Origin of the sequence: Mesorhizobium sp. M1163 (assembly GCF_040318415.1) — a bacterium.
In the GTDB taxonomy this organism is placed as follows: domain Bacteria; phylum Pseudomonadota; class Alphaproteobacteria; order Rhizobiales; family Rhizobiaceae; genus Mesorhizobium.
On sequence record NZ_JAMYMF010000025.1, the window covers coordinates 20886 to 38423 of the forward strand.

The window sequence follows — 17538 nt, forward strand, 5'->3', positions numbered from 1 at the left end:
AGAAGCGCCTGTGAAGCGTACGATGACGCTTAATTTGTCGGACGCAGAAATGAGCGTCCTTGAAACCATGTGTGAAGAAAAAGGATTGTCTAAAACCGCACTCGTTCGCCAAGCGCTGCGGCTCTACAAATCAGTCGATGATCGACTGGCGCGGGGCGAAAAGGTGTTCGTCGAAAGCGCGGATAAATCAGAAAAAGTAGAGCTTATGGTTCTATGAAAGGGCTGATCGATCGAGTCTTTCTCAAAAATCGTGCCACAGGCCTGTACGAAGATGCACACCTGTATCATGGCTTGGACAGCACGAATCTCGCGCATATCGAAGGACGCTGGCGACCTCTTTTTGAGTTGCGTCGGAGGGAGGCTAAGGCTTCCCTTCAGACGTTAGCAGAGGTCAATGCTGAAGACGCCCATTGGGAATGGGGCAAGAAGGCGCTGGTTGCGCTGAACGACCCCTTCCTGTTCGATTTCTTCGTGCTTGAATGTGGTGGCAGTACCCAAGCCATCATGATGACGCGCAAAGGCGGTCAGGATTGCTTCAGTCGCCACCCCGAGCATCAGCGAGCGCCGCTGATCTACGTGGAGTTTTTGGCGACGGCTCCATGGAACCGACCAAAGTTGGTTGCTGACCCAACTTACAAGGGCGCGGGCCGTGTGCTCATCGGTACGGCCGTCAGCTTGAGCCTAGAAGAGGAATTTGGTGGCCGAATTGGTCTGCATTCACTTCGTGGCGCAGAAGTTTTCTACCGGGATGCGATCGGAATGACGGATTTCGGAACGGATAGCGAAGGAGTACATAAAGGACTTAGATACTTCGAGCTTTCCAGCAGGGATGCTGCGACTTTCCTATCCGTGCAACACTAACAAGAGGAGTCGACCATGAAATTACATTTCACTGCCGATTGGCTGCGCAGCCATATCGAACATGATCCGGATGTCGATTGCGACGTGGGGCTCCCGCTCCGCGACGCAGCTCCGCTTGAGCGTCTTATGCAGGAGAAGTCTCGTCATCAAGCAACTGCGGGGCAGCCTAATTCGGCTGCCCCCGAACAGAAATCTGCTGTGTTGTTTAAGTTGGTGCATCAGCTTCGACGCAAGGACGGTTTAAGCATTGCGCAGTTGGCTGCCAAAATTCGTGTTGATGCGGCGGAATTGGAGCAGGTGGAGAAGGATCCCAACTATGTTCCAGGCCCGCGTACCGTTCATCAGCTAGCCGAGTTTATTGGGGTTTCAGCACGTGCTGTAGGACTGCTGACTGCGGCGGCGTCCGCGCAGAATGACAATCTCACCGAAGCGGTGCATCGTTTTGCTGCGAGTTCAGACGACCTATCGAAACTAAGCCAGGCTGAAAGGCGCGACCTCAACGATTTCGTTAAGGTACTGGCGTCAATCGATAAGAAGAATGGATGACCATGTCTGCGATTGAGCCGATAATCGGGAACTTTGAGCGCCGAGATATCCATGAGCACATATCACGTTTGCTACGTGATCTCGGCAATCCAGAGCCCCCATTAAGGCTCGAGCAGGTGCGCGCGCTGCAAAAGCTTGACCTTACCTATTATAGCAAGGCGAACTTGAGCCTATTAGATGAGATCGCCCACAGGGCGCGAATGGCTGGGAACGAGATCACCAGCACGGCTAAGCGCATGGTCGATGTAGTCCAGCAATATGGCCTTCGTGGTATCCTAATGTTGAAGGAAGGCGACAAAAGAATCTTCATCGATGACGAGGTAGCCGAGCTAAAGCGACGCTTCCTCATCGCACATGAAATTACACATGACCTTCTACCGTGGCATCGCTCCCTGCTTCTGGGCGACAACGAGTTCACGCTGAACCCAACATTCCATCAGGCAATGGAAGCAGAAGCTAACTATGGCGGACGCCATCTCTTGTTTCTCGGAGGAAGGTTTCGACCGGAAGCGCTGGACTGCTCATTGGAATGGAAGAGTATCGAGCAGCTTCGCAAGCGCTATGGGAACACACTTACAACAACACTTTGGCAAATGGTTTGTGAACGCGACCCGGAGTTTCCTGCCTTCGGCGTTGTCAGTCGGCATCCGTATCACAGAGATATTTGCGAGAAGGCGGGGAATGACAATGTAGCGTATTTTCCAAGATCGAAAGCTTTAGCTGAGCACTTTCCCGGAATCACCACCACAGTTGCCTATTCCGCGATCTGCGATCACGCAACGAACCGCAAACGGGGTCCAGTAGGCGAAGGCGAAAGCATCTTTTATGATGCGAACGGCGAACCCCATGTATTCTGGTTGCACAGCTTCTCAAACACCTACGATCTGCTCACTTACTGCATCTACAAGAAGAAACACCAGCGCATTTTCCCTGTCGGCTATAGGGCAGCCTAGGCACAGGCAGACGGTTATCTCAACGGCAGCTTGCCCCATATGTAAGCACACCACCGCTGTTTCGCTTGCGGCATATTTCTTGGCGGACGTCGCTTATTGTCGGCGCGACATTGGTATGAGCTCGCCGAGCTGGCCGGACGGCCCCTCACCGCGGGTCGGCGCCACGAGCTTCAGCTTCACGACGCGAGCAGGCTCTTGCGAGAGCCAGCCCGGAGGAAGTGCAGCCAAGCTCTCAACATCATGAGCGAACAACGGCAGATCGTGCCGAAGCTCTTCCTTGGACAGCCCCCGTCATCCACCACGGTCCGAAATACATCAGCCAGTAAGGTAGGTTGCTGCAGCGGCCAAACGTATGCTTGTCATCATATGCGGTTAGGCTTTCCGACCAGGGGACTTCCGTTGCAATGGTTGGATCAGGCGTTGGGCCGATCTGCTTTTCATCCATGTCTCGCTTTGGCGATGAACCAGGCCCCCGTTCCAATTCAGAATATCTCGATCTAGCGCACTTTCAACCGTTCTCGGCCTTCTTCGGACAGTGCCCAATCGTTGCATATGGTCGTGGGTTCCAAATTGGCGCGCGGCTGCTCGCGACCAATACATCCTCAACTTGGCGAGGCGATGTAACGCCCGGCTGAACCAGAATGGCGCGGGTATTGAGCATCACCGATTGGATCGAACCTCTTATTTTAGCTTCGCGATAATCTTGTCTGGATGCTTGCAAGCGTCCATCATGCCGCCGTACATACGCTTAAGGATCTCGCCCATCACCGTACGAGCAGCAAACATTTCCAAACTCGATCCTGCAACTTGAGGCTTTGCGTTACTGCATAGCTGCATTGCAAAATGTGTTTGCGCATTGCACAACTTTTAGCCCTTAAGCTTACAGCTGATGCACGCGATGGTTCCCTCCCATTCCATCGTATCAGCTGTTCCTCTCTGAAGGTTTTGACTTTACACCTAAAGGGCCTCGGTGTTCCGATGGCCCTTTTTTTTGGCGGTCGCCACGTCGTTAATGGAACGCGGCTCGATCGCCTGTTCAGCCATCAGGCTTTGGAACCCGTTCTGCCCGGCCGACCCCTCCCGACAACGGTCTGACCTTCGCCAGCCTTCTACGGGCAAGCGTTGGCGCCAAAAGTTCAGAGCCGCGTCCGTAACATTCAACGATGAAAGCCAATGTCATCAGGTCGAGCAGAAACTCGTCGATCGCATGTGTGAGCGCATCAGACTTTTGTCCGAACTGAAGGAGCAGGGCGCGCGCGTCTTCGATCGCGGCCTGGCAATCGTCTGCATCTATCAGTCAAAGATCTGCAAGCGTCCTCACTTTTTGGAAGCCACACTCAGCATCGAACGCCGCTGATAAGTGAGTTTCCAACAAAAGAACAGGGTAACGTTTCGCGAAAAATCGCTCGGCAGCGCGTCGAACGAGCTTGATGCCTCAAATGACATGTGAATTCCGGCACACCAACATGTCGTCGAAGGCGAGTGAGCCGGCCCATTTCTGCGTCTCGGCCGCCAGACCACTGGAGGAACTGTGGCCACATCGTCGGAGACAAATGGGTCTATCTATTCTTCCAGCCGCCACGGTTCAGCCTAGATTACATGGGAAGCGACAATAACGGAAAGCAAAGGATCGCAAAATGAGTAGGGTGGCTGGATCAAACGAAGATTTGGCTGCACCAACGACCTTTGGGCCACTTCTGCAGCCCACCTTTCGCTCGATCTGGCTCGCCACGCAGGTTTCAAGCCTCGGCTGGTTGATGCAGACTGTCGCCATCAGCTGGCTGATGGCAACGATCTCGACTTCCGATCTGATGGTTGCGTTGGTTCAGGCTTCATCGAACCTGCCCGCCTTCGTCTTGTCTGTCTTCGCCGGGGCTCTCGCCGACAATTTCAGCCGGCGCAGGGTGATGTTCGCCGGTCGGTGCCTTATGGTGACTGCCTCCGCGATGCTGACCGCATCGGTGGCGCTGGGCTTTGTCAGTCCGTGGATGATCCTCGGCTTCAGCTTCTTGATCGCAAGCGGCGGTGCTCTCAATGATCCGGCCTGGCAAGCGTCGGTTGGCGATATTGTGGATCGACGAGATGTTCCCGCTGCCGTCACCCTGCTTTCTGTCGGATTCAATACCGTCCGGACTGTGGGCCCGGCGCTCGGCGGCATTGTAGTTGCCTCGTTTGGCCTTATGGCGGCATTCGCGGTGACCACGCTCACCTATTTCGTACCCTTGGCCACTATTTGGCGCTGCAAGTGGAAGGTTCGTTCTTCCCCTCTTCCACGCGAGTCGATGAGGACGGCGATCTATGACGGGCTGCGCTTCACGGCGATGTCATCGGAAATCAAGGCCGCGATCGCGCGCGGAACCCTCTTTGGCTTGGCGAGCATCGCCATACTCGCGCTGCTGCCGGTGGTTGTCCGCGATCAGCTGGGAGGAGGCCCGCTCGCCTATGGCGCGCTCATGGCCGGCTTCGGGACCGGAGCCGTCTTCGCTGGCCTCTCCAACAGCCTGTTCAGACGGAGCTTGTCGCAGGAGCGGCTGATGAGGCTCTCCTGCGTCGCCTGCGCGGCGTGCTCACTTTCCCTGGCACTGACAACTTCGATCGGGGTGGCGGCAATTGCACTCGCTTTGGGCGGCGCGGGTTGGGTCACCGCCTGGTCAGGGGTCGGTGTGAGCGTGCAGCTGGCAAGCCCGCGCTGGGTCGTGGGGCGCACCATCTCGATCTACTATGCTTTGATAGATGGTGGCATCGCGCTCGGCAGCTGGGTGTGGGGCACGGTGGCCGAAAACCATTCGCTGGCCCTGGCGCTGGAGGGTTCCGCTGCCTCCCTGATGTTCGTCGCTGCAGCCGGCGTTCTGTTTCCTCTTCGCGAGCGCCGCGACTCAGAGCCCGATCCTCTGGAGGAATTCGATGCCCCGGCTGTCGCTCTCAATCTGAAGCCGAGAAGCGGCCCGATCGTGGTCAAGGTCGAATATCTGATAGCCGAGAGAAATCTCGAGGCTTTCCTCGACCTCATGCGGCAGCGGCGTCATGTACACAGCCGGGTCGGTGCTCGGAATTGGACGCTCCAGCGGAACTTGCAGAAGCCTATGCATTGGACGGAAACGTTCCGCACGCCGACCTGGACGGACTACCTTCGCCTCAATCATCGTCTGACGGAAGTGGACAAGGAACTGGACGAGCGTGTCTTCCAGTTGCACGCGGGAGAGGAAGCGCCTCAGATGACACTTTCCATCGAGCGACCGACAAGCTCGGCCCGCAAGCCCGAGCACTCAGCTTTTCGCCATCCCCGTCATTGAAGCCCGGCCGGCACAGAAAACGCGATTCTTGTCTATCGCGCTCAAACCGGTGCGGGAGACGGACAATCCACCAAAATTCGATGATGGGTGGCAGAGAAGAACCCCAGGCTGAGAGTGCGACCGATCGGTCCCCACGGTGAAGCGGAGCCTGGGGCTACAGCGGCACGCGACTATTGCCGCGTGTCACCTTTTGAATTTAAAGTCTTCCTAGTCCGCCTCGCTGATCCGGGCCAATGCTATCTTGAGGTTGGCATTTTGTCCCGCCAGCTCGCTGAGACGATCACGTTCGGCGGCGACCACATCCGGACTGGCGTTGGCAACGATGCACCCGCGCGGAGCGTGCTGTTGCTGGAAGCAGGAAGGCATGATCGGCCAAAGCCGGGAGAGGTGCTGCCGGCAGTAGCGAATGGGCTGCTGCGTCAGCTTGGTGTCTGGACGCCGTTCGCCGAGGCCGGCTTCGTTGAAAATCGTGCGCTTGTTTCGGTGTGGGCCAATGAAGTTCCCAGCGAGCGGCACGGCATGTTTTCCGCTCAAGGTGCCGGCTGGCAGCTCGACCGGACGCGATTCGACCGGCTGATGTGCAGGCGGCCAAGGCGGCAGGTGTGGACACGCGGTTTGGCTCGGCCGTGGGTTCGGCAGTGCGCGACGATCAAGGCTGGCTGCTCAAGCTGGCGATGAAGCTATCGTTGCCCGCGCCGTGGTTTGGACGACCGGTCGCAGTTGGAGGCTGGCGCGATGTTTCGGCGCCAAGCTCACCATGCACGGACATCTTGCCGCCTACACACGCTTTTTCGACCGCGCACCGGGCGATTGCAGCATGGTTGTCGAGGCGCGTCCCGAAGGCTGGTGGTACAGCGCCGACTTGCGCGTGCCTCACCGATCCGGATCTGGGCAGCGAACTGCGCAAAGCCGGACATTGGTACCGCGCTTTAGCCGCAACGCAGTCCATCGCGCCGCTCGTGCCGCCCAACGCAATCGAGACCGCCAGCATGATCAACGCGGCGGGAACCGCAACGATCGATCCCGCCGCCGGTGACCGCTGGGTCGCGGCGGGCGACTGCCTGTTCTGTGCCGATCCACTGTCATCACGCGGGATCGTGCATGCACTCCGCTCAGGGATCCTGGCGGCCTACGCGGCATCGGACATGCTGGACGGGCGTGGCGATTCGCCTGCGCCCGCTATGCAAAATCGCCACACGCGGCTTTGCCGATTAGCTCCCGGCGCTGGCTGCCCACTATGCAGCCGCCGCGCGATGGGACACGCCTTTCTCGCAGCGGCGGCGCAGCCATGTCTTCCACGCGTCTAGCATCGAAGGAGGGAGGTCAGAGGTGGTCTCGGGACGGGGTGCTCGGCACTTATGAACCGACCGAGCGCCAGCGAGTGGTCGTCGGCGGGCTCGATGGCGGCATCAGGTCAGGGAACTCGGCCTCCATGATCATCTCCGATTTAATTCAAATTTGTCTGTATATATTGACGATTGCACTACCTTCACCTCGTAGACGGCAATGCGGGCGGGTAGAGAGGGTTCTATGATATGACAAGCGATTTTTCCGCCGCCCGAGTGCATTTAGATCGAGCGTATGACTACCTTTGTGGGGATGACCCGATGAGTCAAAGGGGCCGCGAAGCCTTGGACCTGCTAATTGAGGCGGTTGCCGTCGAAGAGTTCAAGCAGCCACGCCAAAGCGCTGAGGTGCTAAGGTTTCCGATCGGGCGCCGCTGCTGAGGTAATCTCCACGGCCGCCATGTAGCCTCGCGGGTGAGGCGCTCACGGCAGGGACTCGCCGCCCCGGAGGGCCGGGAACGAACGCATTGGCAAACGGAAAGCCCACTTGCCAGACCAGCGCCCGGCCGGCGTGGCAAGTAGGCCGGCGGTTCCAAGCGGAGACATTGATGCCGGACTATGTCGTGCTTTGCATCGCATTAAGCTGCTGCGGGATATACGTAACGCCATCCCTAAAAACATCGAATGCGGCAGCGACAGCGCGAATCCCAAAGCGATGCTCCCGCCGTACGCGGACAAAGCCGTTTTCGAAGTCCACTATCCCGTCCTTGGCCAGCATGGCCAAGCGCTCAGCCGAATCGCGAAGACGGATCGGATCAGATCCGTGGGCGACACAGATTGCCGGCACGTCAGCCTCGAAATCGCACATTAATCGCTCGATAATTGCGGCTCGCACGCGGTCGTCGTCTGTGAGGCGATGGCCCTTCGATGTAGCCAGTCGGCCAGCTGCGATGTGCTGGATGTAGGAATCCCGTGTAACTTCGTTTTGAACGTATCCCTGGCCGATGCGGCCGATAGCCGACGCGCCGAAACCGATCAGGGTTCTGCAGGTGTCAGCCGAGTAGCCCAACGAGTTACGTCGCAGGCGACCTGTTTCCTGTGCCAGCGCGAGCTCGTCGTCCGGCAAGGCGAAATGGTCGAGCCCGATCTGTCGGTAGCCGGCGGCAATCAGCGTCACGGCGACAGCCGCATACTGTTCAGCGCGGGCAGCGCTGTCGGGAAGAAATTCCGCCTCGATGAGGCGCTGATTCTTTACTTGGGATGGGATGTGCGAGTAGCCGAACAAGGCAAGCCGGTCGGGGCGCATGGCGACCGCCGCCCTCACTGTTTCGACGCACGACTCCACCGTTTGACGCGGCAGGCCGTAGATGAGGTCGAAGTTGATGCGGCTTACTCTATGCCGGCGCAGCACTTCCACGGCAGCCGACGTCTGGGCCTCGCTCTGGATTCGGTTGATCGCTTTTTGAACAATGGGATCGAAGCTCTGTACGCCCAGGCTCGCGCGGGTCACGCCGGCCGCTCCCAAGCCTTCCGCCATCTCGGGCGTGAGCGTGCGTGGATCGATCTCGATGGCGACCGTAGCTGTTTTCGAGATGGCGAAGCGGCATCGCAGGAACTCCATCAGAGCGAGGAACTCGGCTGGTCCAATGAGAGACGGCGTTCCGCCGCCGAAATGTATGTCGCTCACGGGCAACGTCTTCGGCACTCGCTCCGAAACCAGACGGATCTCGTCACGCAGCGCCGCCAGATAGTTGAGGATGGGCGCATCACGGCGGGTGATGGTGGTTGGGAAGCCGCAATACCAGCAGGCTGATCGGCAGAACGGAACGTGCAGATAGAGTGACACCGGATCATCAGCCGGCAGGTTCCTGAGCCATTCCTCATAAGCCTCGGCGCCGACCGCCCCAGAGAACTCCGACACAGCCGGATAGATAGTGTACCAAGGCAGGCCGGCCTCGCGATATTTTGTGGTCTGCAACAGTTACCGTCCCATGCTGATAACCACCAACCTTACCGCTGCGCTCGCCTGTGTCTTTGCGCTATGTCAGTCCGTTCCGCTTTGGTCTCGAAACTTGTATTTCTCAGCAATAGCGGCCGTTCAGTCTTGGCTGGACGGTCAGCGACTGGCCATGGCTGTTCCCGCCGCGACCCTCACGCGCACCGTTTGGTTCCACCATCCCTTCCCTTCAGCCTGCGCCTGGTCGAGTAGATTCTGCTGAGCGCGGCTGCCGCATCCAACGAGATAACACGGCGTTGGGACCACACTTTGCTCGCCAGCTAGCGCAGCCCCCATAGTGATCTCTGGCATCTCGATGAGCTCGTTGTGTGAATTGCTGGCAAGAAGCATTAGCTGTGGCGCGCCGTCTATCAGGACGAGAGGCTGCTCGACGCGACCGTCAGGTCGGCCGCAATGCCAAGGCCGGCGCGTCTACTGACTCCGTGGTGGAGGCAAGGCTCGCGTTCAGCGCGTGATTACCGATCATCGCGCTCGCCAAAATGACGGCGTCGTACCGAGCGGTGCCGCCGCATGATGTCTCAACGTCGGGGCTCACAGCAAACAAAGCTGTCGCCATTGAACGAAACTGTCGCGAAGCGAACAGACGAAACGTAGCCGAAACGTTTGCCGTTCGTGCTTGGGTTGATCCGCAGGCAAAAAGGAAGGAAGAGCGAACCAAGGTCCGCCGGCACACTTGAGCTTCAAGCCGCAGCTGCGTCGTCAGGATGGCACGTCATTTGCAGTAGAAGCCTTTGTGACGGCCCGCCAACAACTAGCGGAGATGACGGGGATGATTTGTACAGAAATGTTGGATGGCGTCGTTTCGGCGATTATTATATTTGTAATAACAATCGCATATTTGTAACAATAACACCCAATCATATTCTCAATTTCTGATGAATATCTGGCGTGACGAGCGCATCAAAACTGCTCAAATTCAACTCAATGCGCATCGTTATCGACTGTTCCTTAGCAAGAGTTCATCACTGACGTCCATTCCTTTTACTCTTTGAACGGAGATCAACAATGAACATTAGGAGCCTCCTCCTCGGCTCAACTGCGGCACTGATTGCCGTTTCCGACGCTCGCGCCGTGACCGCCGTTGCCGAGCCTGACCCGACTGAGTACGTTAAAGTCTGCGACGTCTACGGCTCGGGCTACGTCTACATTTCAGGCACTGAGACCTGCGTGCGCGTCGGCGGCTATGTCCGTTACGACGTCGGCTTGGGCCATGTCGGATTGGTTGATCACGCCAGAACCTCGGATGTGAGGACTGGTGAGCATCAGGGCACATGGCAAAACAACACGCGCTTCACATTGAAAACTTGGACCGGCCAGGAGACCGAACTCGGCACGTTGAAGACCTACACCGAAACCCGCATGAACTTCGGCAACCGCCACACTTCGGTTTCGGACAGTTCTCGGCCCTATGCCTTCAACGGAGACAGCACTTTGACTTTCGCCTGGATTCAGCTTGGTGGCCTCCGAGTTGGTAAGGACTGGTCGGCCTTCGACATGTTTATTGGCGGCGCGGGTGACGTACTCAACCAGACGCCGGTTCCGTACGGCCCTTTCGATACCAATGTGGTTCAGTACTACTTCGACGTCGGGAACGGCTTTTCGGCCGTGGTTTCGCTCGAAGAAGGCTCGGGCGTGGTCGGCACAATCGACAGCTACGCACCGCACGTAGTCGGCGGCTTAAAATACACACATGGCTGGGGCGCGATCACCGGCGTTGCCGCTTATGATAGCAACTACGAATCGGTGGCCGCTAAGGTCCGTGTCGACATCAATGTCACCGACGAACTGTTGCTGTTCGGAATGTTCGGCTACGGTTCCAATGGCAAGCTCAACGACGACTCCATCAACGCGATCGACGCTCATGGTCGCGGCTTCTATAAGAGTTGGGGCGGGAACTGGGCTTTCTGGGCTGGCGCCACTTACAAGCTCAACGAGACAACTTCGTTCAACCTTCAGCTCTCCGGTGATCAGCTCAAGAACCATGGTGTCGCTGCAAACGTCGCCTATGCGTTTCTTCCAGATTTCACAGTTACGGCGGAACTCGACTATGGCCGATACGGTAACTTCGCCGTCGGCAAGGTGGACGGCGCTTCCAACATGAATTGGACCAACGCGAACAAGAAGAGCAGTGTCGGCGGAATCCTGCGTTTCGAACGCTCATTCTAACGGATGAAAGGGCGCTGAGGCAGGCATCGCATGTACTTGTCGTCGGCGGATCGGACTCCAGTGGGGGTGCCGGAATCGCGCGCGACATCGAGACGCTCTCCTCCATGGGCGTGCGCAGCTGCCTTGCCGTCACTGCGGTGACGGTGCAAACACACGACAGCGTCACGGACATCCTTCATCTGCAACCCGGTCTGGTGGCCGATCAGATGCGTGCAGCGATCTCGCGGGCGTCGCGGCGTAGTGAGCGCGGGCGCGGCCGTGATGATCGTGGCGGGAGGGAGAGGTAAGGAGCGTCTTTCCTTTGAGAATTCGCGTTTACGGGTACCCACGATGCACAACGGGCGAGTTTTTCAAAGAGGCGCGTCCTCCTTCGAAGCGCTTCGGAGGGCCAGGCTCTAGGCTCGCCCCGAGCCCCTGCGTAGCCTGCGGGGGAGCTGGGTCTCGGCCCATCCGGGTAACGATCCTTCGCGCGGCTATGGAAACGATCGCATTTGCCGATTATCGCATAAAAAACTTGTTATCGCACGACTAAAAAAACTTGCAACTCCACAGCATCATTGACTTGTCGCCTATCAGCACTATATACTTGTAATCGCACAGCTCTAAAAACTTGCAAAGGCACGGCCATGGCCAAGCCCCATGAAAAACTCGCTGTATCACTGGCCGTCCTCAAAGAGCTGCAGGAGGGTGGGCGGCGCATATTCAAATCAGATAAGCTGACCCGCGTCCACCGGGAGCGGCTGCTGCAGAACGGGTTCCTGCGCGATGTTATCAAAGGCTGGCTCATGTCGACCGGCCCGCAGGCACGGCAGCAAGACACCACCCCTTGGTACGCGAGCTTCTGGGAGTTCTGCTCCCTTTACTGCAATGACCGGTTCGGCAAGGACTGGTTCCTCTCACCGGAGCAGTCGCTGCTTCTGCACGCGGAAGCGCCCACTATTCCGCCTCAGGTGGTGGTGAACACCCCCAAAGGCACGAATAACAAAATCGACCTGCTGTTCGGCACTTCGCTCTATGACCTCAAGGTCAAGGAGATGCCGGCCGAACTGACAGAGAAAAACGGCCAGCGCGTGTTCACTGTCGAGGCCGCCCTTACCCGGGTGCCGGAAGCGTTCTTCCAGCGCGCCCCTATCGAGATGCAGATCGCCATGGCGTCGGTGCGCGACGTATCAACCGTTCTGGCCCTGCTGCTTGATGGCGGCCATTCCGCCGTGGCGGGACGGCTTGCGGGGGCCTTCCGTCGCGTAGGACGCGACTCCTTTGCCGATGAAATCGTGGCCGCCTTCAAAGCCGCCGGCTATGACGTGCGCGAATCCGATCCGTTCGCGGGACAATTGGAGTGACAACTATTGCGGCGGGCGTACCGCCGTTGGTCGCCCGCCTGCGCGCGATCTGGCAATCGCAGCGCGAAGCCATCATCGAGATATTCCCGAAGGCACCCGGACTGCCGTCCGACAAAGACGCCTATATGAAGTTCGTCGAGGATATCTACGAAAGCGACGCCTACCATTCGCTGTCGATAGAAGGGTACAGCGTCACCCCGGAACTCATCGACCGGGTGCGCGAGGGGAGCTGGAATCCGGAGATTGATGAAGAGGACCGCAAGAACCGAGATGCGCTTGCCGCGCGTGGCTACTACCTCGCATTCCAGAAGGTCAAAGACTCTGTTGCCGCGATCATCAACGGCAAGCCAGCCGGCGCGTTGACGCGGGACACTCACCGGGAGTGGTACCGGGAGCTGTTCGCGCCGTCAGTGACCGCCGGCATCCTCAAAGCCAGCGCGCTTGCGGGATATCGCAATCACCCTGTGTACCTGCGCGGCTCGCAGCACGTGCGGCCGCGTACCGAAGCGGTGGCCGATGGTATGAATGAGCTGTTCGACCTGCTGGAGGCGGAGAAGGAGGCCTCCGTGCGTGCCGTGCTGGGGCATTGGCTTGTGGGCTATGTGCACCCCTATCCGGACGGCAACGGACGAATGGCGCGGTTCCTCATGAACGCGATGCTGGCTTCAGGCGGTTACCCCTGGACAGTCGTCAGAGTCGATGACCGGAAGGCCTACCTCGCAGGGCTGGAGGAGGCGAGCGGCAATATGAATGTGAAAACGTTCGCCGCCTTTGTCGGCGAACGGGTGAAGTGGTCTATGGAGAAGGCGGCGTGAGGTCGGTGGTGTGCCATGTTTAACTTGCTTGTCTCGGGCCACGGCGAGTGGTGGGAAACGCCGCCGTTCACGTCAACCATTGACCGGTTCAAGGAATCTAGCGGCGCCGAGGCCGAGGCTATCGACCTCGCGCCCTGAAACATTGCGCCGGCTGGAGGAAATCCCGGCGCTTTTGATGTACGAAGTCGGGGCGGGAGGCCCGCACGCGCGCGTGGTCCGGCACAGCCGCATACGCAATATCGTTCGGCGCGGACACGAACTGGCCTTCACCTTCGAGCCCGATCCGAAACATGCCTTTCTCGACCGGTCAGCGGTGTTGAGAATTGCGGACCGGCTGGGCATTCAACAGTTCGAACAGCACCGTACGCACTGGGCGATCAAGGATGGTGACATTCCGGCCGAGCTGATTGCCACCAGCACCGCTGAACGGGCGCAGCGCACCATTGCCGTGGTTGCGGCAGAATATGTAGAAGCGCGCCGCGAGGGACGAAGGAGAGAAGCTGCCGAACTGGCCGAAGAACTGGAGGATTTTCCTCCCTCGCTGGAGAAAGCACTGTCGCTCGTGCCGGCGCGTATCCTTCAGCAGCCGACACCCGAATTATACCCGATCCTTGGGATAGAGCCCCGCACGCCCGAAGGCCGCAACGCCGTCGTGGCCGTCGTCGCAAGGGATCACAATGGGCAGGACTTGCCTGCCGACTGGTCTTATTCGCTGGCGTGGTTCCTGGACCTTTACGGCAGCGCGACGGAAGCGGGGCGCCTTGACGGCGCGCTGGCCGAATGGGCAACGCATGTGATCGCGCTCGGCACTGGCGAGGGAGAAGCCGCCGCCCTGGTTGAAGATATCGGCTACGCACTCTGGCTCTGTTCGCGAAGCCCGAAACTTATCGGCGATCTGGCCGGGAATCGCTGAGATAGCGCAGGAGGTTTTGTCGCTTACCAAAATCAACTGGAACTCGACCCAGATCAACCAGAAGCTTCCCATTCCCATTCTAGCAGCCAGAAGAGTGGGTGAGCTCTTTAAATATCTATCCGAGGAATCGATAAGCTCAGACTATCTCGCAAGTATACATAGTTTTTTTTGTTATAGAGTCTGCTCGGCTGCAGGCAAAGAGCCAGGATAAACTTCAGCACGAAAGCAGAATTGAATGAAGGTGGGCTACATGGAGTTCTCATTTGGGTATGCCTTCACCGAAAACCTTATCCGGTCATCGTCAGCCGCACCTGTAGGCGCGCCGGTCTTTCCAAACCTCATACAGGAGCGGCATTCTGGCTTTGACATCCGCATCAATTTCCCAGGGGTTCCGCTGTTTTTCCAGTACAAGCTTCCGGAGCTGATGAAGCGAGGAACTGCCTTTGAGGTTGCGAGCGGACATTGTCCCGGTTTGTCGATACCATTTTTTCGGATTGCGATGATGCGCAGGGATGTGTCGCGTCAGCATGAACTGCTTCTTCGGTTTGAGGCGCGCTATCCGTCAAACGTCTTCTATGCGGCTCCTTGTATCGCAAACATCAGCGATTTCGACCGCTCTTATAATGGAGCAACCGTAGCACGGCAGTCCATTTTCGTCTCACCAGGGGATATTGGGCCCTTGCCAGACGACAAAGCGTACAGCCTTGCCTATAAACCTGGACTGGCAACTGGATATTTTGCTCGAAACCCAAGCCCACCAAAGTTCAAACATTTGATGATCTCGCTGCGCTCTTTAAGGAGCAGTTCGCCGAGAAGCGTTTTGCGGAAGTCGGCGAGGCGGCGCGTGAGATGCGCGAAAACGTACTTGAGCTTGCTTCGCCGTCAATGCGGCAAGCCGAACAGCTCATTGCTGAACGGGTCGGCGCGAGACGCATTCAGATTCTAGACGGCGCAGCCAGACCGCCGAGGAAGAGCGCGCAGTCACTGACATTCTCGGAGCGCGGGAAATTGCGCGTGTCGATCTTGGCGTCGACCTGCTGGTGGCCCAACCACGCTAACGACATCATACCTCGCTGATTAGCCCAGCTTTTGTCTAGGCCACAGTTATGAGACTACGAACTACTTGGCCAGGAAGAAGATCGGATTGAAAGCGAACCTTCCTTGTCATCTTTGCATCACGGTCAGTCTGCACGAGATTGACCGCTGCAAGCCGGGAGCAAGACCGGGCTGCGCAAACGTTGCAACAGATCCTTCAAGGAAATTCATAGACTCTTAGCAACTCCGGTTCGCTGTGAATGGTAGGCTTATTGCAACGTTTGAGTCAGTGGGGTCCGAACCGTGGCTTATTCTCCGACCCGCCGAACTGCGTGCAATTTCGGCTAAAGGCAATGGCAAGAAGAGCGCCCATCTTGTTTGTTCGACACAGCCATATCGGCTCAAAACAGTATCTTCACGGCCACCGAGATTGTCCGGTCGGTGGACAAGCAACCATATTATTTGGTTCGAAAGCTGCAAAATCTGTGGAGAACGCGAAATGACAAATTCAGTAGGACGAGTGCCCAGGCTTTCCAAGTGGCTTGGTCCTGACCAATGCTGACACTGGTCAGTCGCCTACGGACGGCAGCGCATTTAGATCGCCTTCGAATTCTAGGCCTTTGCGCGCACGCGGACCTAACTGTCTGCCAGCTAGCGGAGATTCTGGGTCTGCGTCGTGAGCACGTTGTACGACACGTCCGGCTGCTGGCCAGAGCCGACTTTCTTTACTGCAACGAACAACGTCCGTGGTGCTCGTACAATCTCAAAACAGGAGGTAAGGACGGCGGGCTGGTTCAATTGTTGGTTGATCTCCTGCCCCACGGCGATGGCTATCACAAACGAGACCTTCAACGGCTCGAAGCGGTACGAGACACGCGGCCGAAGGGGACCGCATGCTTGACCGTGAAATAGATCAATCCAATTGGAGCGCGAAGCTACCATGGACAACTCCGCCGACAGCGCCATCGCGCAGCCCGACACTTATGGACGGTCTCGCTTGGCGACGGTTGATTGCCGCGTTCACGAACTGCTTCTAAGACAGGAGCGGCAGGAGCGGACGACGCTCAAACTGATCGCATCTGAGAACTTTGCCTCCTCGGCCGTGCTGGAAGCAACCGGTTCGATTTTCATGAACAAGTACGCCGAGAGGTACCCCGCTGCGCGCTACTACGCGGGAAACGAGATCGTCGATGAGCTTGAGAACCTCGCCATTGAGCGCTTGAACACGTTATTCGGCAGCGAACACGCCAACGTCCAGCCTTATTCCGGCTCGCCGGCCAATCAGGCTGTCTATCGAGCGCTTTTAAGCCCCGGTGACAAGGTGATGGGTTTGCCAATTCCGGAAGGGGGCCACCTCACTCATGGTTGGGCCATCAATTTTTCCGGAACCGACTATAAGCGCGTCCCCTATGGGCTGCACGAAAAGACGCAGCAAATTGACTATGACCGTTTGCGCGAAACAGCAAAACGCGAACGGCCTCGGCTCATTTGGGCTGGCGGTACTGCTTATCCCCGTATCGTCGACTACGCGGCAATGGCAGAAATCGCTCTGGAGGCGAACTCCTACCTCGTGGCCGACATCGCGCACATCAGTGGCCTGATTGTCGCTGGAGTGCATCCGAATCCCGTACCCCATTGCGACGTCGTCAGCAGCACGTCTCACAAGTCGATCCGTGGTCCCCGCGGTGGCTTCATTTTGTCAAGGAATGAAGATCGCTATCAAGCGCTGTATCATTCGAAGGGCAAATACAATCTCGCCAGACGAATAGATCGCGCTGTCTTCCCTCAACTGCAAGGCGGCCCCCATATGAATGTTATCGCGGCGCTAGCTGTCGCTTTGCGGGAAGCCGCGGACCCGTCCTTCCGCAGTTACGGCCAACAGATTGTCAAAAACGCCAAGGCTCTGGCCCAGGCGCTTCTGGACCGAGGTTATGACCTGGTCACCGGGGGCACTGACAATCACATGCTGATCCTTGATCTTCGCGATCGACCACTATCAGGCAAGGCCTATGCCAAGCGGTTAGCGAAGGCAGGCATCATTACGAGCTTTAATATGGTGCCGGGCGACCCGCGCCATCCTGCGGTCACAAGCGGAATTCGCCTGGGGGCGCCAGCAGTGACGTCAATGGGCTTGCGCGATGTGGAAACCGTGCAAATTGCTGGCTTCATGGACTCCGTCCTCCGGCGAGCCAGAAGACGAAGATCTCCATGCCTGCGTGCGAAGAGACGTTGCCGACTTGTGCGCTGCGTTCGAGGTCCCGGGCCTCACCGACAGGTAAGGTGGGCTAAGCAAAATGCCCCATACAACTC

The 17538-nt window shown here is 57.8% G+C and carries 16 protein-coding genes and 2 pseudogenes; 16 read left to right on the top strand and 2 right to left on the bottom strand.

Going from position 1 to position 17538, the window contains the following annotated elements; genetic code table 11:
* Nucleotides 1-10: 10 nt before the first annotated feature.
* The 6 genes from NKH43_RS22510 (at nucleotide 11) to NKH43_RS22535 (ending at nucleotide 5653) form a co-directional block, all read left to right on the top strand.
* Nucleotides 11-217, top strand: a complete 207-nt coding sequence (locus NKH43_RS22510; RefSeq protein WP_010913797.1) for a ribbon-helix-helix protein, CopG family — start codon at nucleotides 11-13, stop codon at nucleotides 215-217.
* Nucleotides 214-861, top strand: coding sequence for a hypothetical protein (locus NKH43_RS22515; protein WP_023697175.1), 648 nt, complete (start codon nucleotides 214-216; stop codon nucleotides 859-861). Before NKH43_RS22510 ends, NKH43_RS22515 begins: the two co-directional genes overlap by 4 nt.
* A gap of 15 nt (nucleotides 862-876) precedes the next feature.
* A complete protein-coding gene (locus tag NKH43_RS22520; RefSeq protein ID WP_023830723.1) occupies nucleotides 877-1407 on the top strand; it encodes a helix-turn-helix domain-containing protein in 531 nt (176 codons plus the stop codon).
* Nucleotides 1404-2360, top strand: a complete 957-nt coding sequence (locus NKH43_RS22525) for an ImmA/IrrE family metallo-endopeptidase (protein ID WP_352478730.1) — start codon at nucleotides 1404-1406, stop codon at nucleotides 2358-2360. The genes NKH43_RS22520 and NKH43_RS22525 overlap by 4 nt, the downstream gene beginning before the upstream one ends.
* A 991-nt stretch (nucleotides 2361-3351) precedes the next feature.
* Entirely contained in the window at nucleotides 3352-3717 is a 366-nt protein-coding gene (locus tag NKH43_RS22530; RefSeq protein ID WP_352478728.1) for a hypothetical protein, read from the top strand.
* Nucleotides 3718-3997: 280 nt separating this feature from the next.
* On the top strand, nucleotides 3998-5653 hold the full coding sequence (locus NKH43_RS22535; RefSeq protein ID WP_352642956.1) for an MFS transporter: 1656 nt from the start codon (nucleotides 3998-4000) through the stop codon (nucleotides 5651-5653).
* Nucleotides 5654-5860: 207 nt separating this feature from the next.
* On the opposite strand, the gene NKH43_RS22540 is transcribed toward NKH43_RS22535, so the two are convergent.
* Nucleotides 5861-6187, bottom strand: coding sequence for a hypothetical protein (locus NKH43_RS22540; protein WP_352478724.1), 327 nt, complete (start codon nucleotides 6185-6187; stop codon nucleotides 5861-5863).
* Nucleotides 6188-6255: 68 nt separating this feature from the next.
* Here NKH43_RS22540 and NKH43_RS22545 point away from each other — a divergent pair, with 68 nt between their 5' ends.
* On the top strand, nucleotides 6256-6960 hold the full coding sequence (locus NKH43_RS22545) for an NAD(P)/FAD-dependent oxidoreductase (protein ID WP_352859950.1): 705 nt from the start codon (nucleotides 6256-6258) through the stop codon (nucleotides 6958-6960).
* A gap of 228 nt (nucleotides 6961-7188) precedes the next feature.
* Nucleotides 7189-7380 carry a hypothetical protein gene (locus NKH43_RS22550; protein WP_023727257.1) on the top strand — a complete coding sequence of 64 codons (192 nt, stop codon included), beginning with the start codon at nucleotides 7189-7191 and terminating at the stop codon, nucleotides 7378-7380.
* Nucleotides 7381-7555: 175 nt separating this feature from the next.
* Here the strand turns inward: NKH43_RS22550 and hemN are convergent, their stop codons facing one another.
* Nucleotides 7556-8917, bottom strand: a complete 1362-nt coding sequence (gene hemN / locus NKH43_RS22555; protein WP_352859951.1) for an oxygen-independent coproporphyrinogen III oxidase — start codon at nucleotides 8915-8917, stop codon at nucleotides 7556-7558.
* A gap of 1044 nt (nucleotides 8918-9961) precedes the next feature.
* Between hemN and NKH43_RS22560 the strand changes: the two genes are divergently transcribed.
* The 8 genes and pseudogenes from NKH43_RS22560 to glyA all read left to right on the top strand — a co-directional run bounded on the left by NKH43_RS22560 (nucleotide 9962) and on the right by glyA (nucleotide 17507).
* Complete coding sequence (locus NKH43_RS22560) at nucleotides 9962-11122, top strand: porin (protein WP_352859952.1); 1161 nt, start codon at nucleotides 9962-9964, stop codon at nucleotides 11120-11122.
* Nucleotides 11123-11136: 14 nt separating this feature from the next.
* Nucleotides 11137-11346, top strand: a pseudogene (locus NKH43_RS22565) (bifunctional hydroxymethylpyrimidine kinase/phosphomethylpyrimidine kinase); the annotation flags it as partial.
* A gap of 402 nt (nucleotides 11347-11748) precedes the next feature.
* A complete protein-coding gene (locus NKH43_RS22570; RefSeq protein WP_352859954.1) occupies nucleotides 11749-12465 on the top strand; it encodes a hypothetical protein in 717 nt (238 codons plus the stop codon).
* Complete coding sequence (locus NKH43_RS22575) at nucleotides 12462-13280, top strand: Fic family protein (RefSeq protein WP_352859955.1); 819 nt, start codon at nucleotides 12462-12464, stop codon at nucleotides 13278-13280. The genes NKH43_RS22570 and NKH43_RS22575 overlap by 4 nt, the downstream gene beginning before the upstream one ends.
* Before the next feature lie 15 nt (nucleotides 13281-13295).
* A complete protein-coding gene (locus NKH43_RS22580; protein ID WP_023679689.1) occupies nucleotides 13296-13418 on the top strand; it encodes a hypothetical protein in 123 nt (40 codons plus the stop codon).
* Nucleotides 13419-13455: 37 nt separating this feature from the next.
* On the top strand, nucleotides 13456-14193 hold the full coding sequence (locus tag NKH43_RS22585) for a hypothetical protein (protein WP_352859957.1): 738 nt from the start codon (nucleotides 13456-13458) through the stop codon (nucleotides 14191-14193).
* Nucleotides 14194-14428: 235 nt separating this feature from the next.
* Nucleotides 14429-15139, top strand: coding sequence for a hypothetical protein (locus tag NKH43_RS22590; RefSeq protein ID WP_352615354.1), 711 nt, complete (start codon nucleotides 14429-14431; stop codon nucleotides 15137-15139).
* Nucleotides 15140-16168: 1029 nt separating this feature from the next.
* Nucleotides 16169-17507: pseudogene (gene glyA / locus NKH43_RS22595) on the top strand (serine hydroxymethyltransferase).
* The last annotated feature ends 31 nt before the right edge of the window (nucleotides 17508-17538 follow it).

Coding starts and splice junctions, on each gene's coding strand:
- NKH43_RS22570 (WP_352859954.1), top strand. CDS start 11,749: ATGGCCAAGCCCCATGAAAAACTCGCTGTATCACTGGCCGTCCTCAAA.
- NKH43_RS22550 (WP_023727257.1), top strand. CDS start 7,189: ATGACAAGCGATTTTTCCGCCGCCCGAGTGCATTTAGATCGAGCGTAT.
- NKH43_RS22590 (WP_352615354.1), top strand. CDS start 14,429: ATGAAGGTGGGCTACATGGAGTTCTCATTTGGGTATGCCTTCACCGAA.
- NKH43_RS22535 (WP_352642956.1), top strand. CDS start 3,998: ATGAGTAGGGTGGCTGGATCAAACGAAGATTTGGCTGCACCAACGACC.
- NKH43_RS22585 (WP_352859957.1), top strand. CDS start 13,456: ATGTACGAAGTCGGGGCGGGAGGCCCGCACGCGCGCGTGGTCCGGCAC.
- NKH43_RS22580 (WP_023679689.1), top strand. CDS start 13,296: ATGTTTAACTTGCTTGTCTCGGGCCACGGCGAGTGGTGGGAAACGCCG.
- NKH43_RS22515 (WP_023697175.1), top strand. CDS start 214: ATGAAAGGGCTGATCGATCGAGTCTTTCTCAAAAATCGTGCCACAGGC.
- NKH43_RS22520 (WP_023830723.1), top strand. CDS start 877: ATGAAATTACATTTCACTGCCGATTGGCTGCGCAGCCATATCGAACAT.
- NKH43_RS22525 (WP_352478730.1), top strand. CDS start 1,404: ATGACCATGTCTGCGATTGAGCCGATAATCGGGAACTTTGAGCGCCGA.
- NKH43_RS22560 (WP_352859952.1), top strand. CDS start 9,962: ATGAACATTAGGAGCCTCCTCCTCGGCTCAACTGCGGCACTGATTGCC.